The following is a 26,002-nucleotide window of genomic DNA, read 5'->3' on the forward strand; positions in this document are numbered from 1 at the left end:
ACTTTGTCGAAAAATATTTTTTTGATGCACTATCAATGGCTCAAACCGTTGGTACATCAACATTTATAGAGGGAGGAAAAATAGGTAGACGTCATGTAAATCAAAAAAATTGAGATTTTGTGCTTAGTACCACCTGGCATATATCGAGATTTGTAGAAAAACTTATTTTCCTAAGAGAAATTTCTAACCATTTAAAAATGGATTACCATTATGATGAACGGGAATTAAACCAAATTCTAAAAGGCTTTTATGAGGATTATGCTTTAATTAGAAGATATTTAGTCGAATACGGTTTCCTAGACCGTAAATCAGATGGAACTAGTTATTGGTTACAAAAGTAAATAAAAATGAGTAGGTGAAAAAATGGACCGCAGAAAAGAGTTGAAACAACAATTTAAGGAAACATCCGTTGAAGCGGGAATCTATCAGATAAAGAATACGATTAACAATAAAATATTGGTTGGAAGTACAAAAAACTTTAAAACTCTAAATGGCATAAAATTTATGCTTGAAACAAATGGGTACACCACCAATAAAGAGCTGCAAAAAGAATGGAGCCAGTACGGAAGAGATGCTTTCAAGATTGACATCCTAGAAAAATTAAAAAAGGATGATGGGCCCTATTTTAACGAAAAAGAAGCATTGTTGGCACTTGAAGAAAAATGGTTAGAAAAGTTACAACCATATGGAGAACGTGGTTATCACCAAAAAAAGTCTTAATTTGTGCAGCCCTTATATCTTATCAATATCTTTTTCATACTGTTTAATATATTATCCTTATTACGCTAACGGGTAGCTTGAGGTGATATACAAGTAGGGGGTGAACAGTTTAGTTGACGGAATCGAGTCCCAAGGGTACGACGTTTACCCCGACTATCGTAATAATAAAACCATAAACAAAAGGTCAACCAGAAAATCTGGCTAACCTTATATTAGGACTGGTGATTTAGTTTAATAAAGAAAATACTAAAAGTCGGTTCCTTTACAGGAATTCTACTTTTATATATTGAATTTACTAAGCGTTGTAAATCCGCATTTCCTGACGCTACCCCATGCCCATCAAGCTAAAAACCTAAATTACTAGATACGAAATGATCTTGGTTTCAAGACTAGCGAGTGATGGAAAAATAGGCATGCCAAAGAAGTCTATTAAAACGCGATTTTTTTTGCTAGGCAGCTTGTCTATGCTTCACCGTCGTTTCATACACAACCCCTAGAATATCAAAGACAGTCATCTTCTTATACCGATGACATTTACGACCGTTCTTTTTGAGTAGCTGATAAAGGCGATGCAGAATTTTCAAAAGGTCTTCTGTGCCAACTGCTATCGCTTGAAACAGTAACGGAAAGTAATCTTTAATCATATAAATCGCTTTGTATTCACTCAACTCCTGCTTTTTCTTTTCAAGCAGAAGCTGTCGCATTTGAAACATTGTAGAAGAACAGAGGAGAATGCTAATAAGTTGTCCATATAAATGGCACTCTAGGCGTTCTCTTTTACTATTTTTACATTCATCAATTTCAAAGAATGACTTCCATGTTTTAAACAAAATCTCAATCTGCCAACGAAGTGAATACAATGAATGCACGTAGTTTGTTGGTATTTCTTCTAGCGACGTATTCGTGATATATACATTCATGCCCATTAAACGTTTACTTTTATCTTTCATGACAATGCCCTTCTTCTTTTCACGTATCGCTTGGTTTTTCAGGCGAGTTTGCGTTTGATCATCAGTTAAACGATGGATAATGACACGTGCTGGAAGCTTCTGATTTTGGCCAATGTATGCTTCGGGGATTTCCATCGTTTCACCAGGGGTTAGACCAGACATCATTTGTGTCATATCAAGCTGGATGTATTCTGTTTGCCTTTTTAACGTACCATTTTTGAAGTATTCTGGCTCAGGGTTCTTGATATAAATGCGTGTATTTAGCTTCAACCGCGAGATATAGTAAGCCTCTTTATCATGAATGGCCTGTAAGTCTCCTAAATCGAAGTAACCAAGATCACGCAAACATAAATCGTCCGCCTCTACGGTTTCAAGGCAGATTGTACCGTATGTTTTATCATTGTTCTTTCCTGGTCCTAGCTGCACGTTTAAAAATTGGCCACTCAGTAAATCGTATTCCAATTGGATTTTCACGCCTGCCGTATTACTACTCCCACCAGAGCCTTGATAATCAGTGGCGAAGGAATCAGGCAGCTGAAACACAGTCGCATCTAAGATCCGAATACGTTCGAAAGAAGAAATCATGTGTGAAGATAGCGATTGTGTCGCACAGAGTTTTTGTGTTAGGAGTGAAGTAAAGACTTCTCGGAGGAATGCGACAGCTGCTGAATTAAAGCGTTGATTGAGTCCCTCTTGGCTCATTAGTACCCCTGTCGAAGCCTCTAACCGACTACATAGTTGCGTAAGCGATGTAGAAGCGACTTCTTGGCTGAGCCAAACGCAAAGGGCGATGAGTTCATTTGCTTGATACTTACTAGATCGCTGCACAAAACCAACTTGTTTGGCGGTTTCTTGTAAGACTATTGGAGATAGAAAGCGTTGTAATTCTTGTGCGAAAAGTGTCAGTTCACTGGAGTTGATAGGATTCATAAAAAACACCATCCTTTCTCGTAAACTTCTTACGATAAGCATAGCGTTTTTTCATTTTTGGGGCATTGTTTTAACTTAGCTTGATGAGCATGTATCGGGACCCCTTAAACAACTTATTGTAATCTTGACATTTCCTTATTGCGGGTGGTGACAGCTTCGCTGGTACTACCCCTTGTACTATTGACCACCTTTTGTGTGCAGTGTAGTCCAAATACAAGCTGTAGGCTGTAGGGGTAGGTGGATTTCGAGCTACCTAACCCTACAGCCTACAGCTTGGTTTTATTTTCCCCGTCTATTGGAGTCGCGTGATAACAAGGTGTGCTGAAACAGGCCTTGTTCCTCCAGCGAGAGGAGTAATGGTTAGTGCCGTGGAATTGCCAGCAGGATTTCGTACAGTGAGAATTGAATTGATGACTGATGTTTGCACAAGAGCCATTCCTACTATCTGAGAAGTACCGGTTGCTCGCCCGACCACCGTATAGGCTAGGTCAGCGCCATTGAGAGTTAAAATCAGTTGGCCCGGTTCGTCCACACTCACCTGAAACAAGACCTGATAAGTGCCAATTTCAGACAAGGTAAATGAATCGGCAGTAGCCCGGACAATATCCGTCCCGCTAGTAGGTCCATCTTGCGGAAAATCCACGTCTGTACCAGGAGCAACTGTTACTGCATTATCAGGAGGCATCAACGCAAAAAAATCTGCAAAGGCTAATACTGTTCCTGCTGGTCCAGCAGGCCCCTGTGGTCCAGCAGCTCCCTGTGGTCCAGCAGCTCCCTGTGGTCCCTGTGGTCCTCCAGCAGGCCCCTGTGGCCCGATAGCTCCCTGTGGCCCGATAGCTCCCTGTGGTCCGATAGCTCCCTGTGGTCCCTGCGGCCCTCCAGCAGGTCCCTGTGGCCCGGTGGCTCCAGCAGGTCCCTGTGGTCCGATAGCTCCCCGTGGTCCAGGAGGACAAACGCATCTTTGCTTTGGCGGTTTTGGAATCGGGTAAAGTGGACAGCATCCTTTAAAACTGTTTCCATTAAACGACATATTTATCATCTCCTTATCACTACCACTAAAATATGTCAGCAATAACATATTTGTTTGGGCTAAAAACAATAGTAGTAAGCGATTTGTACGGGTGTGAATAGATGGCAGTGACATTTTCCACTTTTTTAAAAATATATATTTTACAGGAAAGAAAACTCTCATAAGAACAGCAACAACTTATATTTTTTTATGATATCAAGGAAAGGGGCAAAAAACTTGCAATCAAATAATACTCCTTTATTGACAACACATTTATTTGTTTCATCGGGGATTTCAACGGTAAAATTGAGTGAACTGAAGACAAGACTGGCGGAAAGCCTCATAGCAGTGTATGTGTACGGGCCTGATGATCAATTATTGGAAATTAATCCAAAAAAACCTCGAATTTATGTTTCCTTGGGAGCAGAATGGAAGGAGTTTAGAGCACTTAATGCGCTGCCTATTCACGAAAGAAGTCGTTGGCTGCATTTCACTTCTCCAGATGACCTTGAGCCTTTTAATTTATTTTACTGCTGGCTCAAACATACTGATCCTCTTTCGGAGAACAGGATTATTCCCACTGTGCGTTTTACTTCGGATACTCCTTTAGTATCCGTTTTTACAGCCAGCTATAAATCCAAAGAAAAAATTCAGCGTCCTTATCACTCTCTATTGATTCAGACTTACCAAAATTGGGAGTGGGTGATTGTTGATGACTCTGGTGATGATGATGAGACATACAGCCAATTCTTGCTTCCATTAGATGATCCCCGTGTGCGAAGATATCGGCAAGATGCGCGAAATGGCCATATAGGGGCAATCAAAAGGTATGCAGCAGGCCTATGTACAGGGGAAATTTTTATAGAAGTAGATCATGATGATGAGCTAACTCCTGACTGTCTGGAGAAGATTGTCCACGCATTTCAACAACATCCAGAATGTGGTTTTGTTTATGGGGATTGTACAGAGGTATACGAAGGAAGCAAAAATGCTCATTGGTATGGCTGGGATTGCGGTTATGGATATAGTATCCATTACCGAGTCTGGCTGCATGAAATGGATCGATGGCAAAATGTGCAAAAACAAACAACCATCAATGGGAATACAATCCGTCACTTGGTCGGTTTACCGAATCATCCTCGTGCATGGACGAGGGATTGCTACCATTTAATCGGTGGCCATCGCGAAGAGCTGTTGGTAGCGGACGATTATGACATGTTAGTCCGGACATTTCTTTGTACCAAGTTTGTAGCTGTTCCAGATTTACTTTATATCCAATATAGAAATGAGAATGGAGATAATTCCACATTCCTCAGGAATAAGCAGATCCAGATTCTCGTAAGGGAGATAATGAGTTATTATCATACGAGAATCTATGAGAGAGTAAAAGAACTGGGATTACCTGGGGTGCTGCCATATAGTCGAATATGGGAGACTTCTATAGATCACCCTGCACGGAACTCTGCACATATCATCAATGAGGACCTTACCAGAGTCTCGGTATTGTTTCCTATTCCTTACTCCTGTCCTGAATTAGAGGAGCATACCCAATTATTTATAACTCTCCAAAAGGGTATTGAAACTAATTTTCAGGAAATCGAGGTAGTGATTGTGGGTCGAATTCCTGAAGAAATTGAGACCTTTGCGGCAAAGGCACCTACAGGATCAATCCGCTGGTGGCCAATGGAGCTCAATGATTCATTAGAAATCTGTATCCAATATGCTAAGTATTGTGCATCCTGTGCTGAGAAAGTGGTTGTGATGCCACCAACCTTGCACGAGAATAATTGACACCCTAAAAGGTTTTGGCATAATCCCAAATTATCTCCAACAGTTCTGTTGAGATTACCACTTAACTTTTTTAAAAGTAATAGTGTCAAGATTAAGCACCAAACCTTTCGTAATGTAGCTCTGATATGGTTTGGTTTTTCCAGTAAACAGTCTAACCAAATTAACCTAGGTTGTTACCAGTAAGGAGCTATTTGAGGCTGGTGCAAGTATATAAGAGATACAGGAACGTCTAGGACACTCTGTTATCCAAATGACAATGAACATCTATACCCACGTAAAAGATACCGTTAAAGAGCAAACAGCTACTAAAATTCAAAAATACATTAAACTATGATATGTGATCAAATGGGGTCAAAAGTGAGAATAAATGTAATTCTTCAGAAAGCGAGAGATCCATGAAAAAACGTCATCCTTTTCAAGTATTTACTGAAAGAATAACGTTTTTTTCATTTTGGGGGAAATTTGCTTCTTTAGCTTGATGGGCATGTGACGCTACCCCTATATGGGGATAAATCTTTCTTCATGTTTAAAAATCAGTAATAAATGGAAAATAAAGAAAGGAGGGATGAGTATGAAAGTACTTATTATTGGTGGAGATGCAGCAGGGATGAGTGCTGCAATGCAAATTGTACGAAACAGTACTGGACATGAAATCATTGTTTTAGAAAAGGGTGGAGTGTATTCGTACGGACAATGTGGCCTACCTTATGTGATTAGTGGGAAGATTGAGTCAACAGATAAGTTAATAGCACGTACACCGTCTACTTTTAACGAGAAATATGGCATTGATGCACGAGTATATCATGAAGTCCAAAAGGTTGACACGGAAAATAAAATGGTAAGTGGAATAAACCATAGTAATGGTGAAACGTTTAGCTTTCCGTATGACCGCCTTCTTATTGCAACCGGCGTAGGCCCGGTCATTCCAAAGTGGGACGGTGTTAAACTTCCAGGTGTCTTCACATTAAAGGCAATTCCTGATGCAAAGACAATCATGGATTATCTTGAGAAAGATATAAAAAATGTGACAGTTATTGGTGGCGGATACATTGGACTCGAAATGGCTGAAAGTTTTGCGGAGCTCGGCAAGAAGGTAACGATCATTGAAAGAAATGAGCAATTAGCAAAAATATTTGATAAAGAAATGGCAGAACTTATCCATGAAGAAGCATTGAAGCAAAACATTGTGTTAAAAATGGGTGAATCTGTTGAAGCATTCGGTGGTAGTGAGCATGTTGAATATGTGAAAACCGATAAAGGGAAGTATGAAACAGATTTAGTATTAGTCGCTATAGGTGTGAAGCCCAATATTTTATTTTTAGAAGGGACTGGAATCAAAACAAGTGTTAATGGTTCTATCCAAGTAAATGCGTATATGCAAACAAGTATTAAAGATATCTATGCTGCAGGAGATTGTGCAACACAATATCATCGAGTAAAAGAAATGGATGATCATATCCCATTGGGAACACATGCCAATAAGCAAGGTCAAATCGCCGGATTAAACATCGTTAATATACATAAAACATTTAAAGGTGTTGTAGGCACTTCAATCATAAAATTTTTCGATTTAACTTTAGGGAGAACAGGAATAACAGAAACAGAGGCAAAAATGCTGAATATCCCATGTGGTTCTGTAACAATTAAATCAACAGATATCGCTGGATATTATCCTAATAATAAAAAAATGAAATTAAAACTTGTCTATCATAAAGAAACATATAAAGTTCTTGGTGGGCAAATTATTGGGGAAAATGGGATCGACAAACGAATCGATGTTCTAGCAACTGCAATATTCCATTCGATGACAACCGATGAGCTGCTTGATTTAGATCTTGCGTACGCACCTCCATATAATGGTGTATGGGATCCTATTCAGCAAGCAGCTAGAAGAGTAAAGTAGCTTTAATACTAACTATTACCTATATAAGGTACTATCGGGGTGCTTTTCCTTAATAACAATCTTCAGCAATCAGGCGCATTTCCTAATAAGGAATGTGTCTCTTTTTTTTTTCAGATTTAAAGGATATTAAGTAGACCAGGAAGAATACCACTAGAATTATGTGAAATATTACACTTAAATTAACGGAGCAGGTTAACTCAAGAAGAAAAATAGGAATATTTGAATTTATAAATATTGAATGATTCTTTCATTTAATGTTCAACCTAAATTGAGGAAATTTATTTGGGAGGAATTTAAAATGCCTGAAAAACCTGCAATTACATCATCCGAGCTAGGCACATTATGGCTTACATATCTAGAGAAAACAATGATTTTACGGATGTTAGAATATTTTATAGAGAAAGCCGATGATAAAAAAGCCCAGGATATAATGACTAATCTTTATGAAGAAATTGACCTTTATGTCGGTAAAATAACAGAAACACTTCAAAATGATGGTGCTGTAATACCAGTAGGATTTACTTCACAGGATGTTAATAAAGAGGTGCCAAAATTATATGATAACGGCTTCGACATAATGTTCGTTCGCTTACTAAAAGAAATTAGTATGGGATTGCATTCATTAAATATTACAATGGCATATCGGGAAGATATTGTGATGATTTTTAAAGAACTTACTGCCATTACTCAAAAGTATTACAATCTTAGCACCCAATATTTGCTTGAAAAAGGGATGATTGCTCGACCTCCTTATGTTTCAATGCCTAAATCTGTTGAATTTGTTAAGGATACAAACTATTTGGGAGGGCTCTCTATTAATCCATTTAGTGAAAAACGGACATTAAATACGGTAGAAGTTGCTCATATCCATCATTCAATTGAATCAAACATTATAGGAATGCAGATGATTATCGGTTTTGCTCAGTGTGCAAATAGTGGAGAAGTAAAAAACTTTTTTAACGAAGGAGCAGAACTTGCTAAAAATATTATTAATGAATTAAGCGAAACCTTACTGGAAAGTGGTATACAAACACCTGAACCATCAGGTGGTAATGTAACCCGTTCTACTGTGGCTCCATTTTCTGATAAAATGATGATGTATTGCACCAGTCTTTTTTGTAGTTTTGCTATGGGTGGTAGCTCACTAGGAACTGCTTTTAGTTTACGAAATGATTTACCAGCAAAAATGAGTACCTTTATGAAAGATACATTTGAATATGCCCATAAAGGTGCAAAAATAATGATTAAAAATGGTTGGATGGAAGAACCGCCACAGATGGAAGAAAGAGGGCAAATCATTAAAAAGTCATAAGACACTTGTAATGGAAATTTTAGTATAGTAGCGATGGGATTCTTCAAGATGAAGGTCGCTTTTTTTATTGGTAAAACAAGATTGTGAATTATTGTACCTAAACTATGGAGTGCATTCTTTAAAGAACGAAGGTGTCATTTCGACAACTTCTTGTTGTTCCTAACGGTCAGGTTTGTGGAATAAAAGTATTCTTAAGCAATTGGATTAATTGTTAAAAAAATACATATCATAAACGTTGGAGGCGGTGTAATGAAAAACTCAAAATCATTTTATATAGCTTTGCTAATTCTACCCTGGCTAACAGTACCATTATTAGGTAGAAATTCATTTAAAAAATATCTTCCAGCAGCAATATTTATGAGTACATTTACAAAAGCAATAGATTTATTCGGTGAAAAGAAAAAATGGTGGAGATTTTATAAAGGAATACCACCTTTAGATAGTATGAACTTTTTTAATTTTGGTCCTTACTTTGTTTCAAGTCTTTGGATATTAAAATTGACTTATGGGAAATTTCCAATATATTTAATTTCTAATACGATACTTCACATTTGTTTTATCTATTTAGGGGGTGTAAAACTTGTAAACCGTTATAAAATATTTACTTTGAAGAAATTAACCAAATTCCAATACTTAACAATTGACTTTTTAAGGGCATTATTACTTTATAGTTTTCAATACATCATTGATTTTAGTCATAGTAAAAAAAGGCATTCTAACAAATAATCAATTTGTATAACGAATTTGTAAAAAAATTATAAAGCAAAATATTATTCCTATTCTTTTTATATTGTAAATTGTGAAGAAATTCACTTAAAGTAACGGGTGCGATGCTTCATTAACGAAGGATTGCTTTTCCTTATGGAAGAAACGGGCAGGTTAGTGCAAGAAGGATTATTTATCTGGTTCAAGGAAAATAATCCTTAATAGGGGTGATAAAGTGGAAACAAATGTTTTATTTTATAAAATTCATAAGGGAACGGTTTCAACTGAGGATTATGTAAATTGGTCTCACAGTCTTTTAGAAAAAAATGTATCATCACCATCCTTAAATATTCTTTCTTCATTTTCATTTGATGATAATCTATTTGAAGTCGAAGTGTATTCTAAAAGAGCATTAGTAGAGTTGGCAATTAAAGAAACAACCTTTAAGATATGTGCAAGAGCCTACATAGGTCTTTTAGCAAATAGAATCATAAAAGCTAATGACTATACAAAGATATTTGACTTGGCACATATGATTTTTCAAATTGTTGCTACGGAGTTAGATAGTTCAGATGACCTGTCTGTTTGGTTTGAAATTAGTGAAATGATTGATAGGCTTGATATTGATGATAAATCTTTTGTGTTGAATGAAGACGATGTAATATCAAGGATAAAGAATGAGGCTCAAATCCTACAGAGATTAAATCTTTGATATTCCTTATTGTGCTCTAACGGTCAGTTTAGTTGAAGAAGGGGTCCCATATAAAACCATTGATATTCATATGATTTTATCTATACAATGGAGCAAAACTATACATTGAGAGAGTGACAACCTTGAAAGATAACCGACTTTTATTCTTGTCGTTAGCAAGTAGCATATTAGTTATTTTAATTGCGTTTTTTCAATGGAATTTGATTGATATAATAACTGAATTTTTAATGTTACCTATTTGGTTAGTGGTATTTGGATTTTTTATTTTCATTACAGTTCTCAAGTTATGTTAGATGTAGATTTCAAAATGAATAAATTAGAAAGAGAAGAAGTGGTGGAAATGGTAGAAAGTGGTACATTAAAACCGAACGTTCCAAATAGCCCTTCTACTATCCATTTGCCTGAAAAATATGAACAATTATCTAAGGGCGGTGGTTCCTCATTTTGTTGTTACTGGACTGGGAATTGAAAAGGTTTGAACTTCAACATTGTGAAGAACTGTAATTAAAGGAACGGGGGCAAGAGTTTAAGATCGGGCTGTCAAAACGAAGCCTTTTCTTATTGAACTATAGAGGAAGTTTAATGAGGAAGAATAACCTTAAATGAGCTATAATTTTTATAAATAAAGGAATTCTATATTCAGAAATGAGGAGTTTCAATGAATGAAGATTTTGTTAAATCTCTTTACAAGTCAATAGTTCAAGAAAATCTTAAGCTTTATAAAAGCTTATACGAAACAACGAATGTCAGTAATAACACTGATGATACTGATGATTACTGGAGAAAAGCTCTTGGTTTATACAATAGTTTAGAAGAAGAAAATAAAGGCGTTCTATTCAAAATTATCGAACAAACAATGATAGATACCATTTCAAATATGCTTGGGATAATTGACGGGAGTTCAACCCTAATAGACTGTTCAATTGAACCAAAGTTACTTCTTGATTCTATTGATACTAAAGGTGAACTTCAGGATTACTTTCTAGAGTACATTGAAGAGAAGATTTTAAAAAGGTAATCTAACAGTATATAACTTTATTTTTTGTTGCACAGTACAAATATACTATTCAATAGAAATTGATCTTCCACAATCGGCGTGATTGCGGAAGATCAAAAGGCTAAATCCTTGGTAAAAATAAGGAGGATTTAGGCTTTTTTACTTCTAAATCGTTGACGTTGTTCTATTGGTTAATTGTTTGACAGCAAGTGGTAAATTTCTTGGCAACTGCTGGTAATAAACATGGCAGAGATGGTACATTCTTGTGGCTGTAATCACCAAGAGAGAAAACAAATAAAACCGGAAATTGAGAGAGTCAATCATATTAAATAGACAAGCCTATTAAAGTTTCTAGGTTTGTCTATTTTTGGCTAATTTAAAGTTTGAAATTCCCAAAATGGACAAAGTGTTTTTCTCCTATGTATCTATCAAATACTTAAATCCCCTCATCTTTTACGTCTACAAGTATCTCTTGAAAGGCATCTGAATAGGCTTCAAAGAAGTAGTAGGTGATTGCTGTGGGGAATAATCGGTATCGCCAATGCAATGTAAGCGGCTGGTCCACTATTGTGGCGATTACGGCGGGTTATCTTCATACCCTCGGTCTTAAATCGGACAGAACGGTGTGTGCTGTGGGTTTGAATAAACATGGCCAATGTGATGTAAGCAGATGGAGTGGCATCCAACTCCCCGGAAATTAAATCCCTGAAATTTCATACATTTTTAAATAAACCAAAGGAAAAGATACATTTTGATGAATTTAATGTTCTCCAAGGTTAAACACTATCCACTGGCAAACCTTATAATATTAAATGCAAAAAAGTCCATCAGAACCGTCCCCCTGGTCACTGGAAATTTGACCATTTCTGCGTAATAAAAATTTTTAAAAATGACTTTGTGAAAGAATTTTCTTAAGGCAACCTGCTTATTTGAACAATGATGAAAGTAACCAAAAAAGGACACCTGTGTTGTAGGGTATCCTTAATCAAACATTTATCAACTAGATTCAGCCGCACGCATCCGATACGTGTGTTCTTTTTTGCCGTGCAAGTAGTAATAGAGGACAGATGTTGCAACGCCAATAATTCCTAAAATTGAATACAAGGCACTATAACCAGTTGCTGGAATGACAAGCCCAAGTAAATATGGCCCAAATCCAGCTCCAGCCTCAAAAAATATTAAGAATGTGGCAGTTGCGATTCCTACTCGGTTAGAAGCGACTGAATTAACTGCTATTACCTGTGAGGCTGACTGAATATTACCGAATCCCAAACCAATTAAAGCAGCTGCTAAAAGAAAGGTTCCACTGTTATTCGCAGAACTAAGTAGAAACATTCCAACTCCGAAGATGATAAAGGCTGGGTACATAATTACGTTTGCCCCTTTTTTATCCATTAATCGGCCGGTGAACAGACGTGATATAAAGACAGCTGCTCCATATGCAACAAAGAAAAAGCTAGCAGTCTCTCCTAAATCGATTTCGATTGCATATATACTTATATACGTAAGAATGCTTGAGAAACAGAATGCAAGCAACAGGATAATGACAGAAATAGGAAGTGCCCGTGGCTCAATGAAGCTAGATAGCTTAAATTCGAATTTCACACGTTTCGTTTCTATCTTTTTTAGTATAGGGGCATTATAGAAGAAGGCGGTTGCTAAACTAACAATCCCTAATAGAAGACAAAAGCTAAAAATCATATCAAAACCGGTATGCTGAGTCATATAGAGGCCAATGAACGGCCCGATTCCCGTAGCGAGTGTTGCAGCCATACTAAAGTAGCCGATTCCTTCTCCTTTCCTTGAGGCTGGAAGGGAGAAGACAACAACTGTACCAATAACTGTACTTGCTATACCAAGCGTAAAACCGTGGATAAATCTGGTCAGTATAAGAAAAGTAATCCCATAATCTATGAAGTATAACAATGTAGTTAATGTGAAAAAGATCAACCCGATCGTTAAAATTCTTTTTGGTCCGGTTGACTGCATAATCAAACCAGTTATCAAGCGACCCAATAACGTACCGATGATGAAAATACCAGCTACAAGCCCTCCCATGCTTGCTGTGGCATCAAATTCATCTATAGCATATAAGACGATAGTCGCATTTAATAGGAAGAACATTAATGTTAAGAAAAAATTGATTGAGGAAAGAATAATAAAATTCTTCGTCCAAAGTACAGGTCTTGTTTGTTCCATTATTCTCTTTTCCTTCCTATCATATTAAAATGAGTATGATTCTCCGTCATCTGGAACGAATACATTGGAAGAGATTCCTTCTTTATGAATAAAACTTTTTAATTCATTTCTTGATAATGTCCAATGGTTAACAGCTTCCATGTGAACAGTAATAATTTTTGCGACAGGAGCGGCTTTATACACTTTATAGATATCATCTTTCCCCATTACTAGAGAACCACCTTGAATGAATTGATTATCTCCAGCATTGACGACAATGACATCTGGTTTATGTGTGTCGATTTCTTCTTTTACGCCTTCATACCACACAGTATCACCAGCAATATATAATGTTTTCTCGGTTGGGTGTTTAAATACAACGCCACACACTAGACCAGCAAGCTTTAAGATTTCGCCTCTTCCGTGCTCGCCTTTTGTTTTAACTAATTGGATACCCTCAAAGACTGTTTCATCTTGTAAAGCCTCTACATTTTGAAAACCAGCGTTTCGAATTTCAATTGCATCAAATTCATTTTGGGCATATATTTTAATTTCTTTTGGCAATAATTCTTTAGCTGCATTATCCCAATGATCATCATGCAGGTGAGTCACGATGACTGCATCTACGTCAATAATATTTTCAATAGATATTGGTAAGCTAACTAAAGGGATACTTTTGTCGCCATCTGGTGCATTTGAAGCTGGATTTGGCATTGGAGGGTAAGCTCCTTTTTCAGCTAACATCGGATCGATTAAAAACCTTTTCCCCGCATATTCAACAATGATCGTTGCATTTCGAACTTGTTTTATATTCATCTATATTTACTCCTTTTGTTTAAAGTTTTCATTGAACAATGTATAGTTTAAAACATGTCCTATTGACGGATACATAGATTAAATAAGGTCTTTTGGCTATTTTACTTTATTATTAAAGGAGTTAAACAAATGTTAGATAACACGGATAAGCAGATCCTAGATGAACTATCCAAGAACAGTAGGATTACTATGAAAGAATTGAGCGAGAAAATCCATTTATCAGGACCGGCTACTTCAGCAAGAGTTGCAAAATTAGAAGATAATGGAGTGATTGAAGGTTATACGGTTAAAGTTAACCAAGGTAAATTAGGGTGTTATATATATGCTTTTATTACGATCATTACTCAAAGCACTAATCATCAACCTTATCTTTCATTTATAAAAACACAAGATAGATACATAATAAATAATTACAAAATAAGCGGGGACGGTTGTTATATACTTGAATCTAGATTTCCATCCAACGAACAATTAGATCAATTTTTGCTAGACTTAAATAAATATGCAAACTATAAATTGTCCATTGTTATAAATAAAATGGGATAGTTGAAGTTACTATATGGTTGGTTCTTTCCTTCAAAAAAGGTCAATTTATAAAGTGAGTCACTGGCAAACCTTATAATATTAAATGCAAAAAAGACCATCAAAACCGTCCCCTGGTCACTTGGATGTTATAATTAGTACATCTGAAAGTATAGGCATAACTATATGATGATTTAGGAGAGAAAAATATTGTCAAAAGAATTGTTAAACAAGCATACTGCAGGGGTTTTGGGTGCTGTGATTAAGCAGCCACATTGGCAAAAGGATGAGCTTACTAGCAGACTTAAACAAGTATTAGACGAAATGAGACATAACGCAGGATCACAGGATGCATACCTAGAGTCGCTATTAAAAAACGTAACCTTCCTATTCGAAAACACCAATCGTGCACTTTCTTTATTAAAGGTCTGTGTGGAAGAAGAAAAGTTTATGACCCAGGAAAACTTTCAACAAGCCATGTTAGAGGTTCCTAAACTAGTAAATGAGACTAATTTCTTTGTTGAAAATATGCCTCGTTTTAAGGACCTTGTGTACAAGGGTTCAACGCTTGAAGAGCAAGAAGCTCATGGTGAATTGGTTTACTGTGATATCAGGCTCGTTAACGATATGGTCATTGATTTTATTGGAACCTTCCTGCATCCGAATAACAAGGACTTTATGATCAACTTAATGGAGTATGCTTCAGATGTGGTCGTGGAAACCGTTATGCAATATTGTAAAACTTATTCCGGTCTTATGCTAAAAGAAATAAACACAATGAAATGAAGCAAAAAATGAGTAACTAAAATGAAAATTATGTTATTTTCTCACGGAAGGGATTTTAGTTTGTTTAGAAAGCTATGTTTCTGGAGTTAACAAAAAATCACGGGTAAAGAGCTCATTCTTGTGAGCTCTTTCTGGTATTGACAAAAATTCAGTATTTTGTCATTTTTCTTCTACCTTTGTTGATTGAATTAATGATAGATTTATAATGGCTGGAAAATATATCTAAGTACTATTAGAAATAATAAAAGAGGTGGTTCATAGATCAAGCTAGGCTACACGTATTTGTTTTACAAATATGGATTTTGTGCAGGTATATAATTGGTTATTGAACGTTTGTTTTTTTATGGTTACCCACGAACATTCCCTTATATTCTCCTATTTTTACCATACTATTATTCTCAAAAAAATCATACTTCCCCTCTACTTTTTTATATCATTTCTTTCTTTACTTTGAGTTTCCTCATTTTACATTCCAAGTTTGTGTTTTGAATTAAATAAATGGAGGTTTTGTCATGGAGGAAACACTAAATAGTATTCTTTTAGAACTAAAACAGTTAAATAAGGACCAGCAAGAATTAATGATAGGACAGAAGGAACTAATAGGTCGTATAGAAGATTTAGAAAAAGGTCATAAAAAGTTAATGACATCCAGTACAAAAAATACGAATAAAGTTTATGAAGAGTTAATCACAGGGCAGCGGCAATTAAAGGTTCGGATAGAAAATTTAGAAAACATTAAAGATTTTTTCTCCTTGGGGAAAAATGAATTAAAAGAATTAATGATAAGGACGACAGCATATATGTCTGGAAAACTTTCTGTTTCCGAAAGAATGAAGCTGGAAATCGAATGGTTAAATACAAGTGAGCGGCAAGAGCTTCTGAATAATATCAATGAAAAAAATATAGTAAGAAGCGGCAATACCTGGTCGGAGGATTGGGATAATGATTACTAGAGTAGAATCAAATTATAATTAATTGATTTTAAAAAAAATGGAGGTTCGGTATGGAAGAAAAATTAAATACCATTATTTCTGAAATAGGGAAATTAAATAACGGCCAAAAAGAAATACTATCTCGGGCAGACAAAATGGAACATGGACAGCAGGAATTAATAGGCCGAACGGAAAATCTAGAAAAGGGTGTTATTGAATTAATTGGGCGGACGGAAAATTTGGAACAAGGTCAAGTAGAATTAATCGGCAGAACGGATAATTTAGAAAAGGGTGTGACCGAATTAATAGGCCGCACCGAAAATTTAGAAAAGGGTCAAAAGGAAATAATAGGGCGGACGGGAAATTTGGAAAAAGGACAAATGGAACTAATTACTGGTCAGAAACAACTATCATCTCGGTTAGAGAATGTAGAAAAAGGTCAGGACAAATTGTCATCTGGACAAAACGAAATAAAAGAATTAATTAAACATACAGCCACACTAGAGGTATTAAAAGAAAATTAATCATCAAGTAAAAAATGCTGCAGTCACCTTTGGCTGCAGCATTTTATTTAGGTTTTGAGTATTAAAGTATTGGCTCTGTTATTATTCATTGTTGATTTTCGTGTAGGGTTGAGAATTCATAGGCGGAGAATTTCCGGCTATTGTATATAGAGCAAGCGTAAGAAGGTGATATTAGCGGAGATATTCCGGTTAACTGCTTTAAAAATGACAAAATCCATGAATTTGAATACAATTAGCGGAAAAACTCCGCTTATTTTTAATGTAAAATGAGTATTTCCCAATTTAAACGGAAATTCTCCGCTTATTTTCTTAACACAGTGAAATCAACATTCAGTTTTTAAAAGAGCCCAAGTATTTAAAAACCTATTATAATAGGATTCATTCTTGAATTCGATCGGCCCCACGTCCATTTGGAAAGTTCAATCTCTATATAGCAATGGGGAAGCCTCAGAATGATTTCTAGAATACCTTTCTGTATGGGAGAATTTCAATAAAACAGCCCTAAACAAACTACATAATTTTACATTCTACAATCACCACAATACTTTGCTAAAATAGTGTTAAACAAGGAAATGGAGAATTATTATGTTAAGCCAAGATGAAATAAATTATATAAATAAGTTTCTGTTAAAAAGCGGTGAGGAATTAGATCTCCCGAAAAACCTAAATAATGATCCTTTTGTTGAATTAAAAATGATTAAAAAAACTGAGAGAACTTTTCGTGTGGTTGGGGTAATTGCACTTGCTGCTAATGTCCAAACAGAACAACCTTTCATTCTGGATGATGAATTACTAGAGATAGGATTTACAACAAAGAAAAAAATTCAATTAAATGAGCATAATCCAAATACAGTAAAATGGTTAAATCATGGGTTTATTATCAAGGAAATCCGCCTAAAAAGAGATGGGAAAACAGTAGATACACAACATTTTAGAATGGGATATCGTTTGTATGATTATCAACAAAGCCTATTACGTGCTCAGGAGGAAAAACTAGAACAGGAGTTTACCAGTTGGAAAACAAAAATGAAATCCTTCTTTTTGTCTCCCGTTCATGAGACAACAAACCCACGGGATAAGGGATATGCAGCTTGTTTAATGATTACAAATGAAATCTGCGGTATTGAAGTCGATCAACTAAAAGAGTGGCAATCTTTTCCGTCCGGATGGTCACTGTCAAAGCGACTTAAATTCCTTCATTTTATCACTGCCTTTTTACAGCTGGGCTATCAAAAAATCTACTTTGACTGGAAGGAAATTGGAGCAAGTTATTATCAAGAAATTGGCGGTTCAAAGGAATTTGATCGCAATAAGGATGATTTTATCACTCAACTAGAGGACTGGGCACAATGTCCAATTACTTTACTAGGTATGACCAGTCTTGGAAAAATTACACCTCTTTATTTTTCCGGTCAAATTACTGGACGTTATTCAGATTACCGGAATGGACCTGTTCATTCACTCACTGATTTATCAATATCCGAAGAGGATTATACCACCAATTCCACTACTCTCTGGCTGGTTGAAAATCGAGCAATCTTAACAAGAATCGCAGCAGAGAAGAATTTCCTTAAAGATACAAACACTCTTATGTTGTGCCTAGATGGCCATCTTAGGTCCTCTCATAAGAACTGTATTAAACAGCTTTTAACAAACGGGAAGATTACGCAGGTTTTATTATGGAGTGATTACGATCCGGATGGTTTCCAAATAGCAAAAGAAATGTATCTTACTGTTAAAGAAAAGCATAATGGTGCAATCAGATGGATAACACATACCAAACAGGTCTTTAATCATTGGCCGGAATATGAAGTCTATATGCTAGACTTACTGAAAGACCATAGAATCGAACAAGAACAGGTTTTGGGAGGTGCGGCGGATTGGAAAAAATGGATCAGCCCTTAATTTCGATTTTTCAGGCGAATGATTCGAATCCTGAAGTTCTACAATCGTTAAGAGATATTGCTTCTTTATCAGGTGTCTTAAGTGATCTGGGATCACAAAATGCATTTCAAACCCCTTCAGAAATTTTGCGGTTTCTTAAAATCATTCAATTGATTAATGAGGAAGCCCTAGGTTTGGATGATCCAATAGAAAACGCCGAAACGGTTTATTATCGATATCGTAACCGATATAAGGATCCTGAGCCGCCAACAAAGAAAAAGATAGAGCAAATTGTCAATGTTCTCGTTAAATACAATTGGATTTCCAAACAATCGAGACAGTTGAAAATGCGAGATACAGGGAAGCGAATGATGGATGCGCTGATCCGATTAGCCAATGATTCGTTGGCCTACTATATGCAGGATGATATTGGCCGTTCTCTTTTTCAAGCGAGACGGGATGCTGAATTGAGTGAAGCCTATGATGACCATGGGATTTCCGGCGGCAATAAGATTGCTAGTATGATTCGCAATGTTGAAAATGCGATTCAAATCCTGAAAGAACGAGAGCTTGAAATGCTGGCAGATCGAAATGCCCTTCCACAGCTGGAGGTCATTCACCAGTTAATGCAGGAGTTGGAAATTAAATTGCAGGAACGTTTCAGATTGTTTCAAACCTTCGAGGAAAGCTTGGTCCTATCCCATTTCATGCATAAGGGTACGGCCGTACTTGCCGAAGGGACGAACTTGAGTTTGGGCATGATTAATAAGTATTTAAAGTTTACTCATATGCAAAAAACACCTTTATCCTCCACTATTCAGCCGGAAAAGGTGCGATCCTTTATCACGCAAATGTATGATCCTCCTCTGGATTCGGATGTACCTAATGTTTATCAATTATTTAGCTTTATGGAACAAGGACAATACGAGGAGGAAGAAATCGACGGTTTGTGGATGCCCGTGAAATTTGCTGCACCCATCCCTCATACAGCCATAGATGAAGCCGTTCACTACCTGGAAACTTATGAGCCATTATCGGAGCCTATTGAGGAAACGGAAGAGGAGCTTGAGTATATCGAAGAAATAATTTCCGAAGAAGACATCGACGAATTAATGGGAGAAACGCATTGGATGCTGACAAAATCCATGATTGAAACGGAAGTCATTGAATCTTATTTACAGGAACATGATGAAACACCAATGGAACAGCTAGTCATAGAGGCTACTTCTTCCCAATGGAGTGATGCTGTCAATGCGATTACGGCTATTGCAGCCCTAGTAGGAAATAAAAAAATTACGATAACAAAGCCCACAGGAAAAGTACAAGTGCCAGAATATGAACGAAGATGGGAGTGGATGAATCGTGACGATGGATCCAACATTATTAAAAAACGAAACTCACGAGAAAAGCAATCAGAGTGAAATGATCGACCAGGATAACGTACATCCCCTTAATGTGATGCAATCATTAAAGGGATTTCTGACTGAAACCGAAGAACTAACCTTTATGAATCTTCTCTTTTCCTCTTCCGCCTCGATTCGGTCAGGAAATTTTGGGCTATCCAGGAAAGAGGTAGAAAAGTTACTGAAAATACAGGGTGATGATGAGAAATTTTTCTCGTTTCTAACCAGGGTTAACCAAGCCATTAACAGATATATGAAGGTGATTTATGATGAGCGGCGTGACTATTGTTTTGTCATGATGAGAGTCCCGGCCAGGGCTGCTCGTAATACATTAACCAAGGAAAGCTTGTCTATCCTCCTCTATATGTTTTATCAACAGGAGGTTCTGCAGCATGAATTTACATTATTTGATACTCTGCTCAATGCCTTTGGCCACCAAACCACAAAGGCAAATCAGCGTTTATTGATGAATATTGATCCACTGAAGAAAATCGGTGCCATTGAGGATTACGAAACAAACTCACAAGAAAAAGCCTATCAGCTCACTTCCATAGGTGTTCATATGTTTTCAGATTCCTTTCTAAGGAGGACGGCAGAATTTAGTCAATCGAATCAGCTGAATAAAGAAGAAGTATTGAAGTTTTTTAAACGTTACAATCTCTATCAAAAAGGTGATGAAGAATGATTCCATGGAGATTAACTTTTTCTGGTATTCGTGACTATCTGCCAACTCACTTGGATTTATCAGGGGAAAATTCCCATATTATGATTACTGGTCCAAACGGATCAGGAAAATCGACAATTACGTTTTGTATGGGTGCAGTCCTGTATTCTTCAAAGGTAGATGTGGAAGGATTAAAGTCTCGTAACCTGGCACCGGACAAAACGTGGAAAGCTAAAATTTCTTTGCTATTAAAAAATGAAGGCAAGATGAAAATTGATGCGCCTGCATTTGTTGAATTTACCTTAAAAATTATCCAGGATCCAGGACAGCCATTGAAAAAGGAATTTAGTATTTCTACTGGAGATGTGGTTGACCAATGGGAAGAAACGGTTAGGTATACTTCTGGAGATCGATTTTATAATTTCACCGCTTATAAAAGAGATCTTCAATATAAATACAAGGTAGATCCTGATCTCTTTTATTTAATATGGTACCAGCAGGAAGTAAACCAATTCGCTGTTATGAATCCTGAGGAACGCTTCCGTGTTTTTAGTGAAATGCATGGGATTGATCAGGTTCAGCGCGATTGGGAAGAAAGTATGGAGAAAGTAAAAGATACTCAGGAATCACTTCGGGTGGCTGAATCGAATGTAAAACTGATGAAATCAGAACTATCGATGAAGAAGGCAGCGCTAGACCGCTTCTTGGATAATCAGAAGCGGCTGATGGAAGGCGGCAGTCTTTATGCCGGTGCTCTTTTTCAATTGGAAGAACATTATAAAAAGGAAATAAAAAGATTAGAAGAGTTGGTTTTGAATTTAGAAGAGGACATCGCCGAAGCGAAGGATGATTTAACCGTAAAAAAAGGGTTAAAAGAACATATGGCGGAACAATTGGAATCTTTTAAATCGAAGCATCGTGAACTAGATTTAGAGATAACGGAAGAAGAACAAAAACGCGATGAAATGGATGAAAAAATTAAACAGTTACTATCGCGGGTTGGACAACTCGATCTCGAGTTAGAAGCAATTACAAAAAAGAAAAACCTAATCACGAGAACAGAGGACGAAGTCAAAGCAGCTTTATCTAAGCTTTCCGAAGAGCAAGATAAAACAAATAAAGAATTTCAAAGGAATTCTGAGCTCTTAAACGAGCAAAATGAGGCTTGGCAGAATAAGGTTGAACTGATTACCAGTCTCCAACAGGAAATCCAGAATGATGAAAAATGGGAACAGATTCATCTAGAGCGGTTGCATCAGCATAAAAGCAGTCATGCTGTACAGGAAGAGATTGATTTTCTTGAAGCAAAAGTCACTCGGAATAAAAATGTTCAATTCACTGATACACAAAAGCTAAACGAATTAAAAGAAGAGTTAAGGCTGCTAAAGGAAAACAGAGATTTATCAGTGCGGCAAATGGAGTCCATGAAATTTTTCAGTAGTTTGAAGATAAAAGCCTATCCGTTACGGGAACTACTTGAGTTGGATGAGAGCGCACAATTAAAGGATGAACCATTATACAACGCGATAAAATATACGATTTTTTTTAATGGCAAACAAATCATACCTCCGAACGATTTATACCATGTACCGCTAATGATGGTTATTCCCGACCGGGTAGTGACAAAATTGCCCTCACATCATTTACAAGTTAAGAATGGGCTAAATGAGGAAGAACTGACTCATGCCATGAAAGCACTATGGTGGGTAGAGCAATTTTTTAAGGAAGGTTCTTTTTCCATAAAAAATGGCACTTTGATCGACCCTATGGGAATTCGCGGTCCACAAGAAAAAGATCGATATATATTGAGTATGAAGGCATTAAAGCTTCGCAGGCAGGAAGTGGAGAAGCTTGTCAGCGACCTAACTCAAAAACTTTCTAATTTGGACAAGGAAATCACTGCCGATACAAAAACGATTCAGGAGCTTAATAGTATTATTCATCAGGTAAGAGAAGCGGAAGCCTTTATGACCAATGAACATCAAAGAGTCACCCAAAAAAGGAAACTTGATGAAGAAGGTCAACGAAGAGATTTATTGAAAGATAACATTAAAGAACTGGAACAAGAAAAGAATCGTCTAATGCGTTTGCAAATTCAACAGGAGAATTTTGAAAAAGTCTTAGATGAAGAAGCGGAAATATATGAAGAGCTTGGAAAAATGAAAGATAAATATGAAGAACGGAATCAACTAAAGGATCAATGTTTCCAGGAAAAAGAGCTTTATAGAATGCAGAAATCAAAGCTTGAAGGTCTCTATGATGATTTTGAACAAGTAGAAAGAACTATTTCGCGATCAGAACGGGATATTCGAAATTTAGATGATGTTCTTCAAGATATGGAACGAAAGATTTCAGCTATTGAAAAACAAAAGAAAAATGGTCATGATGACCAGGAAACCATTCAGGCTGAACTTGTAAATGTCATCCAAGAACTTGGAGACTTACAAAAATTAGTACCAGATATTTATTCTGAAACCATTAACAAGGATATAGGGGAAACTTTGATAACCGTTTCACAACTAAAGAAAAACCGTGAAAATGGAAAGGTTATGTTTGATAATGCTCGGACTGAGGCTGGCATTGACCCTGCTGCCCAGGAAAATTATGATACGATTAAACAAGAATTTGAACGTTTGGATAGTGAATATAAACGGACGAGCGTATTGCTTGAACAAGATATGGAAAGAACAGAAAATCTCAAGGATCAGCTGGAAACCACGATTAACATGCGTGTCCTTGAGCTACAACAGCGGTTCAAATATTATATGAGCCAGTTCCAGTTCGAAGGGGAAATCAGCTGGGATTCATTTGAGGATCGAAGACAACGAACTCATTTTCAGTTGTTTATTAAAGCTCGAAAAGAAGGGCATCGCGGTACACTGGAAGATGTAAGTATAAAAGCGAGGGGTGGCCGAGTGGGAAAAGGGGTTTCAGGGGGAGAAGAATCTCTAAGTTCACTGCTATTTGCCCTAGCGCTTCTACAAAATCTCCAAACCACACCTGGTTTTATAGTGCTTGATGAGTTCGATAGTGCACTTGATGAACAGCGGAAGGTAAAAGTGTTTGATTTATATGAGAGTGAACTGAAACGGAAGCTTATTATTCTTACTCCAAAGTCACATGAAAACACGTATTTGGATCGATTTACAAAAGCATTCGTCGTCCAACATGATCCAACTATTCCTCAAAGTAAAGTAGTGGGTATAGTCAAAACAATGGTATAGGAAATTGAATGAAAATTAATAATTAAATTAAAAAGGATGAAGTCTTTTACTATTACAGAAACAATTACGCAGAAATACAGAACAAATTCGTTTGTAGTCTCGCTTCTAAACCGTATTGATGAAAAATACTTTACATTCTGAAACCAGAAGACTATCATAGAAAATAATTGTATAAGATTTTTCATTACTAGGGGTGCCCTGTCGTACGGGCTGAGAGAAAAACGATAAGTTTTAGACCCTTTGGACCTGATCTGGATAATACCAGCGTGGGAAAGTAGCCAAGTGAAATTACCTTTTTCTCTAACTATTTAAGCCAGGTCCAATTATCATGGATCTGGCTTTTTTGTGTATAAAAGAATGATAGGAACATTTAACAAGGATTTATATGAAGGGGGTACTGCAATGAATAGCAGCGATTTACGTTTCATTTTACAAAGAGTCAGAGAGGAAAACCCGCTTGTACATAATATTACGAATGTTGTTGTGACAAACTTTACAGCAAATGGACTCCTTTCCCTTGGGGCATCTCCGGTTATGGCTTATGCTCCAGAAGAGGTAGAGGATATGGTATCTATCTCTCGTGCCCTTGTCCTGAACATCGGGACATTAAACAAGGAAGTGGTCGGCTCGATGATACTAGCTGGAAAAAAAGCAAATGTGCTAGGAATTCCCGTTATCTTTGACCCGGTTGGAGCAGGTGCTACTCGTTTCCGAACGGAAATGGCGCAAAGGATCCTCAACGAGGTGAACATCTCTGTATTGCGCGGAAATGCCGCAGAAATTGCCAATGTCCTAGGAGCAAAGACGGAAATCAAGGGTGTAGATGCGGGTGAACAACAACAAGGAAATAGTCTGGATTTAGCCTTATTGGCTGCAAAAAAGCTGAATACGATTGTCGTGATAACAGGGAAAGAGGATGTACTGACAGACGGCGAGACGACGTATCTCGTTTCCAATGGGCATCCGCTGTTAACAAAAGTGACCGGTACCGGCTGTTTGTTAACCTCTGTCATCGGAGCATTCGCAGCTGTGGAAAGGAATCTTTTACTCGCAGGTTTATCTGCGGTAACCTTCTATGGTATTGCTGCGGAAAAAGCAGTAGAAAAGGTGGGCGACTTGGGACCAGGCAGTTTCCAAATCGAATTCATAAATCAACTCGCCCATGTTTCCTCAGAAGATATCCATCAATTCGCTGCATTTAAAAAGTTATAAGGGATAGGAGTGAGCACAATGAAAAAGGTATTAACCATTGCGGGATCAGACAGTGGCGGCGGTGCAGGAATTCAGGCAGATTTAAAGACGTTTCAAGAGTTAGAGGTTTTCGGTATGTCTGCTCTGACAGCTGTAACGGCTCAAAATACGTTAGGGGTCCAAGCTGTCTTTCCCATGACACCTGAGGCAGTCATTCAACAAATACAATCGATTGGGGAAGATATTGGTACGGATGCTCTTAAAACAGGAATGCTGTTTAACGCTGAAATTATTAAAGCTGTTTCAGAAAAAATCAACTATTTTCATTGGAAAAATGTAGTGGTGGATCCTGTTATGATTGCGAAGGGCGGCGCGTCGTTGCTACAAATCGAGGCTATTTCTGCTTTGAAACAATATTTGTTACCACTTGCGATGGTGATTACACCGAATATTCCTGAGGCAGAAGTTCTTACCGATCTTTCCATTCGTACGGAGGAAGATAAGAGAGAAGCGGCCAAAAGACTTTATGATCTAGGGGTTAAGAATGTGGTTATCAAAGGCGGGCATGATGAAGACCAGAACGAATCGACTGATTTATTGTTTGATGGAAGGAATTTTACAACGTATACGAGTACAAGAGTACAAACAAAGAACACGCACGGTACAGGCTGCACTTTCTCAGCGGCTGTCACTGCCGAACTTGCCAAAGGTTTACCTGTTGGTGAAGCGGTTTCGAAGGCGAAGAATTTTATCCAGGCAGCGATTGAAGATCAACTCGAGATTGGTCAGGGTCACGGACCAACCAATCACTGGGCATATCGAAAAAGAAATGAAAGGAATAGGTAGGAG

Annotated in this window: 24 protein-coding genes, 1 pseudogene and 1 riboswitch; of the genes and pseudogenes, 20 read left to right on the plus strand and 5 right to left on the minus strand. The window is 37.1% G+C overall.

The genetic code is table 11. The features are described 5' to 3' along the window. Window positions 1-119: 119 nt before the first annotated feature. Entirely contained in the window at window positions 120-341 is a 222-nt protein-coding gene (locus MLOOGBEN_RS17405) for a DUF2087 domain-containing protein (protein ID WP_179159548.1), read from the plus strand. 22 nt (window positions 342-363) lie between these two features. Continuing rightward, on the plus strand, window positions 364-720 hold the full coding sequence (locus MLOOGBEN_RS17410; protein WP_179159549.1) for a GIY-YIG nuclease family protein: 357 nt from the start codon (window positions 364-366) through the stop codon (window positions 718-720). Window positions 721-1,169: 449 nt separating this feature from the next. On the opposite strand, the gene MLOOGBEN_RS17415 is transcribed toward MLOOGBEN_RS17410, so the two are convergent. Both MLOOGBEN_RS17415 and MLOOGBEN_RS29305 read right to left on the minus strand, forming a co-directional pair. Beyond that, window positions 1,170-2,600: an IS4 family transposase gene (locus MLOOGBEN_RS17415; protein WP_179159550.1), complete on the minus strand. Its 1,431-nt coding sequence runs from the start codon at window positions 2,598-2,600 to the stop codon at window positions 1,170-1,172. 292 nt (window positions 2,601-2,892) lie between these two features. After that, window positions 2,893-3,630 carry a collagen-like protein gene (locus MLOOGBEN_RS29305; RefSeq protein WP_256989143.1) on the minus strand — a complete coding sequence of 246 codons (738 nt, stop codon included), beginning with the start codon at window positions 3,628-3,630 and terminating at the stop codon, window positions 2,893-2,895. A 216-nt stretch (window positions 3,631-3,846) separates the two neighbouring features. Between MLOOGBEN_RS29305 and MLOOGBEN_RS17425 the strand changes: the two genes are divergently transcribed. The 7 genes from MLOOGBEN_RS17425 (at window position 3,847) to MLOOGBEN_RS17455 (ending at window position 11,050) form a co-directional block, all read left to right on the plus strand. Further along, window positions 3,847-5,400, plus strand: coding sequence for a glycosyltransferase (locus MLOOGBEN_RS17425; protein ID WP_179159551.1), 1,554 nt, complete (start codon window positions 3,847-3,849; stop codon window positions 5,398-5,400). A 571-nt stretch (window positions 5,401-5,971) separates the two neighbouring features. Then, complete coding sequence (locus MLOOGBEN_RS17430; RefSeq protein WP_179159552.1) at window positions 5,972-7,303, plus strand: CoA-disulfide reductase; 1,332 nt, start codon at window positions 5,972-5,974, stop codon at window positions 7,301-7,303. Between the two features lie 298 nt (window positions 7,304-7,601). After that, window positions 7,602-8,615 carry a DUF3231 family protein gene (locus tag MLOOGBEN_RS17435; RefSeq protein WP_179159553.1) on the plus strand — a complete coding sequence of 338 codons (1,014 nt, stop codon included), beginning with the start codon at window positions 7,602-7,604 and terminating at the stop codon, window positions 8,613-8,615. 249 nt (window positions 8,616-8,864) lie between these two features. Beyond that, on the plus strand, window positions 8,865-9,341 hold the full coding sequence (locus tag MLOOGBEN_RS17440; protein WP_179159554.1) for a hypothetical protein: 477 nt from the start codon (window positions 8,865-8,867) through the stop codon (window positions 9,339-9,341). A gap of 214 nt (window positions 9,342-9,555) precedes the next feature. After that, on the plus strand, window positions 9,556-10,032 hold the full coding sequence (locus MLOOGBEN_RS17445) for a hypothetical protein (RefSeq protein WP_179159555.1): 477 nt from the start codon (window positions 9,556-9,558) through the stop codon (window positions 10,030-10,032). A 307-nt stretch (window positions 10,033-10,339) separates the two neighbouring features. Continuing rightward, complete coding sequence (locus tag MLOOGBEN_RS17450) at window positions 10,340-10,501, plus strand: hypothetical protein (protein WP_179159556.1); 162 nt, start codon at window positions 10,340-10,342, stop codon at window positions 10,499-10,501. Window positions 10,502-10,690: 189 nt separating this feature from the next. Beyond that, complete coding sequence (locus MLOOGBEN_RS17455) at window positions 10,691-11,050, plus strand: transposase (protein WP_179159557.1); 360 nt, start codon at window positions 10,691-10,693, stop codon at window positions 11,048-11,050. Window positions 11,051-11,465: 415 nt separating this feature from the next. Here the strand turns inward: MLOOGBEN_RS17455 and MLOOGBEN_RS29315 are convergent, their stop codons facing one another. After that, on the minus strand, window positions 11,466-11,594 hold the full coding sequence (locus tag MLOOGBEN_RS29315; RefSeq protein ID WP_256989172.1) for a hypothetical protein: 129 nt from the start codon (window positions 11,592-11,594) through the stop codon (window positions 11,466-11,468). On the opposite strand from MLOOGBEN_RS29315, the pseudogene MLOOGBEN_RS17460 reads away from it, so the two are divergent. Beyond that, a pseudogene (locus MLOOGBEN_RS17460) lies at window positions 11,539-11,730 on the plus strand (chromosome condensation regulator); the annotation flags it as partial. The gene MLOOGBEN_RS29315 and the pseudogene MLOOGBEN_RS17460 overlap by 56 nt on opposite strands. Before the next feature lie 295 nt (window positions 11,731-12,025). Here MLOOGBEN_RS17460 and MLOOGBEN_RS17465 read toward each other — a convergent pair. Both MLOOGBEN_RS17465 and MLOOGBEN_RS17470 read right to left on the minus strand, forming a co-directional pair. Next, on the minus strand, window positions 12,026-13,228 hold the full coding sequence (locus tag MLOOGBEN_RS17465) for an MFS transporter (RefSeq protein WP_179159559.1): 1,203 nt from the start codon (window positions 13,226-13,228) through the stop codon (window positions 12,026-12,028). Between the two features lie 24 nt (window positions 13,229-13,252). Then, on the minus strand, window positions 13,253-14,023 hold the full coding sequence (locus MLOOGBEN_RS17470; protein WP_179159560.1) for an MBL fold metallo-hydrolase: 771 nt from the start codon (window positions 14,021-14,023) through the stop codon (window positions 13,253-13,255). Between the two features lie 129 nt (window positions 14,024-14,152). On the opposite strand from MLOOGBEN_RS17470, the gene MLOOGBEN_RS17475 reads away from it, so the two are divergent. The 10 genes from MLOOGBEN_RS17475 to thiD all read left to right on the plus strand — a co-directional run bounded on the left by MLOOGBEN_RS17475 (window position 14,153) and on the right by thiD (window position 25,999). Continuing rightward, on the plus strand, window positions 14,153-14,569 hold the full coding sequence (locus MLOOGBEN_RS17475) for an Lrp/AsnC family transcriptional regulator (RefSeq protein ID WP_179159561.1): 417 nt from the start codon (window positions 14,153-14,155) through the stop codon (window positions 14,567-14,569). Between the two features lie 186 nt (window positions 14,570-14,755). Further along, window positions 14,756-15,331 (plus strand): nucleotide exchange factor GrpE, encoded by a 576-nt coding sequence (locus MLOOGBEN_RS17480; protein WP_179159562.1) that lies wholly within the window; start codon window positions 14,756-14,758, stop codon window positions 15,329-15,331. A 512-nt stretch (window positions 15,332-15,843) separates the two neighbouring features. Then, a complete protein-coding gene (locus MLOOGBEN_RS17485) occupies window positions 15,844-16,284 on the plus strand; it encodes a hypothetical protein (RefSeq protein ID WP_179159563.1) in 441 nt (146 codons plus the stop codon). A gap of 50 nt (window positions 16,285-16,334) precedes the next feature. Then, on the plus strand, window positions 16,335-16,787 hold the full coding sequence (locus MLOOGBEN_RS17490) for a hypothetical protein (RefSeq protein WP_179159564.1): 453 nt from the start codon (window positions 16,335-16,337) through the stop codon (window positions 16,785-16,787). 585 nt (window positions 16,788-17,372) lie between these two features. After that, a complete protein-coding gene (locus MLOOGBEN_RS17495; RefSeq protein ID WP_179159565.1) occupies window positions 17,373-18,692 on the plus strand; it encodes a DUF2399 domain-containing protein in 1,320 nt (439 codons plus the stop codon). After that, complete coding sequence (locus MLOOGBEN_RS17500; RefSeq protein ID WP_179159745.1) at window positions 18,677-20,092, plus strand: hypothetical protein; 1,416 nt, start codon at window positions 18,677-18,679, stop codon at window positions 20,090-20,092. Before MLOOGBEN_RS17495 ends, MLOOGBEN_RS17500 begins: the two co-directional genes overlap by 16 nt. 1 nt (window position 20,093) lies before the next feature. After that, window positions 20,094-20,759, plus strand: a complete 666-nt coding sequence (locus MLOOGBEN_RS17505; protein WP_179159744.1) for a hypothetical protein — start codon at window positions 20,094-20,096, stop codon at window positions 20,757-20,759. Then, entirely contained in the window at window positions 20,756-23,962 is a 3,207-nt protein-coding gene (locus tag MLOOGBEN_RS17510) for a coiled-coil domain-containing protein (RefSeq protein WP_179159566.1), read from the plus strand. Before MLOOGBEN_RS17505 ends, MLOOGBEN_RS17510 begins: the two co-directional genes overlap by 4 nt. A 179-nt stretch (window positions 23,963-24,141) precedes the next feature. Continuing rightward, window positions 24,142-24,252, plus strand: a riboswitch (TPP riboswitch). A gap of 112 nt (window positions 24,253-24,364) precedes the next feature. Beyond that, window positions 24,365-25,174, plus strand: a complete 810-nt coding sequence (gene thiM / locus MLOOGBEN_RS17515) for a hydroxyethylthiazole kinase (protein ID WP_179159567.1) — start codon at window positions 24,365-24,367, stop codon at window positions 25,172-25,174. A gap of 18 nt (window positions 25,175-25,192) precedes the next feature. Further along, on the plus strand, window positions 25,193-25,999 hold the full coding sequence (gene thiD / locus MLOOGBEN_RS17520) for a bifunctional hydroxymethylpyrimidine kinase/phosphomethylpyrimidine kinase (protein ID WP_179159568.1): 807 nt from the start codon (window positions 25,193-25,195) through the stop codon (window positions 25,997-25,999). Window positions 26,000-26,002: the final 3 nt, after the last annotated feature.

Source organism: Bacillus sp. EB106-08-02-XG196, assembly GCF_013396335.1.
GTDB lineage: Bacteria > Bacillota > Bacilli > Bacillales > Cytobacillaceae > Neobacillus.

Bases quoted from the DNA above. Each gene is read 5' to 3' on its own strand.
- MLOOGBEN_RS17500 (WP_179159745.1), top strand. From the start codon at position 18,677: ATGGATCAGCCCTTAATTTCGATTTTTCAGGCGAATGATTCGAATCCT.
- MLOOGBEN_RS17490 (WP_179159564.1), top strand. From the start codon at position 16,335: ATGGAAGAAAAATTAAATACCATTATTTCTGAAATAGGGAAATTAAAT.
- MLOOGBEN_RS17415 (WP_179159550.1), bottom strand. From the start codon at position 2,600: ATGAATCCTATCAACTCCAGTGAACTGACACTTTTCGCACAAGAATTA.
- MLOOGBEN_RS17465 (WP_179159559.1), bottom strand. From the start codon at position 13,228: ATGGAACAAACAAGACCTGTACTTTGGACGAAGAATTTTATTATTCTT.
- MLOOGBEN_RS17495 (WP_179159565.1), top strand. From the start codon at position 17,373: ATGTTAAGCCAAGATGAAATAAATTATATAAATAAGTTTCTGTTAAAA.
- MLOOGBEN_RS17485 (WP_179159563.1), top strand. From the start codon at position 15,844: ATGGAGGAAACACTAAATAGTATTCTTTTAGAACTAAAACAGTTAAAT.
- MLOOGBEN_RS17435 (WP_179159553.1), top strand. From the start codon at position 7,602: ATGCCTGAAAAACCTGCAATTACATCATCCGAGCTAGGCACATTATGG.
- MLOOGBEN_RS17470 (WP_179159560.1), bottom strand. From the start codon at position 14,023: ATGAATATAAAACAAGTTCGAAATGCAACGATCATTGTTGAATATGCG.
- MLOOGBEN_RS17430 (WP_179159552.1), top strand. From the start codon at position 5,972: ATGAAAGTACTTATTATTGGTGGAGATGCAGCAGGGATGAGTGCTGCA.
- thiM (WP_179159567.1), top strand. From the start codon at position 24,365: ATGAATAGCAGCGATTTACGTTTCATTTTACAAAGAGTCAGAGAGGAA.
- thiD (WP_179159568.1), top strand. From the start codon at position 25,193: ATGAAAAAGGTATTAACCATTGCGGGATCAGACAGTGGCGGCGGTGCA.
- MLOOGBEN_RS17510 (WP_179159566.1), top strand. From the start codon at position 20,756: ATGATTCCATGGAGATTAACTTTTTCTGGTATTCGTGACTATCTGCCA.
- MLOOGBEN_RS29305 (WP_256989143.1), bottom strand. From the start codon at position 3,630: ATGTCGTTTAATGGAAACAGTTTTAAAGGATGCTGTCCACTTTACCCG.
- MLOOGBEN_RS17410 (WP_179159549.1), top strand. From the start codon at position 364: ATGGACCGCAGAAAAGAGTTGAAACAACAATTTAAGGAAACATCCGTT.
- MLOOGBEN_RS17475 (WP_179159561.1), top strand. From the start codon at position 14,153: ATGTTAGATAACACGGATAAGCAGATCCTAGATGAACTATCCAAGAAC.
- MLOOGBEN_RS17505 (WP_179159744.1), top strand. From the start codon at position 20,094: ATGATCGACCAGGATAACGTACATCCCCTTAATGTGATGCAATCATTA.
- MLOOGBEN_RS17455 (WP_179159557.1), top strand. From the start codon at position 10,691: ATGAATGAAGATTTTGTTAAATCTCTTTACAAGTCAATAGTTCAAGAA.
- MLOOGBEN_RS17450 (WP_179159556.1), top strand. From the start codon at position 10,340: ATGAATAAATTAGAAAGAGAAGAAGTGGTGGAAATGGTAGAAAGTGGT.
- MLOOGBEN_RS17440 (WP_179159554.1), top strand. From the start codon at position 8,865: ATGAAAAACTCAAAATCATTTTATATAGCTTTGCTAATTCTACCCTGG.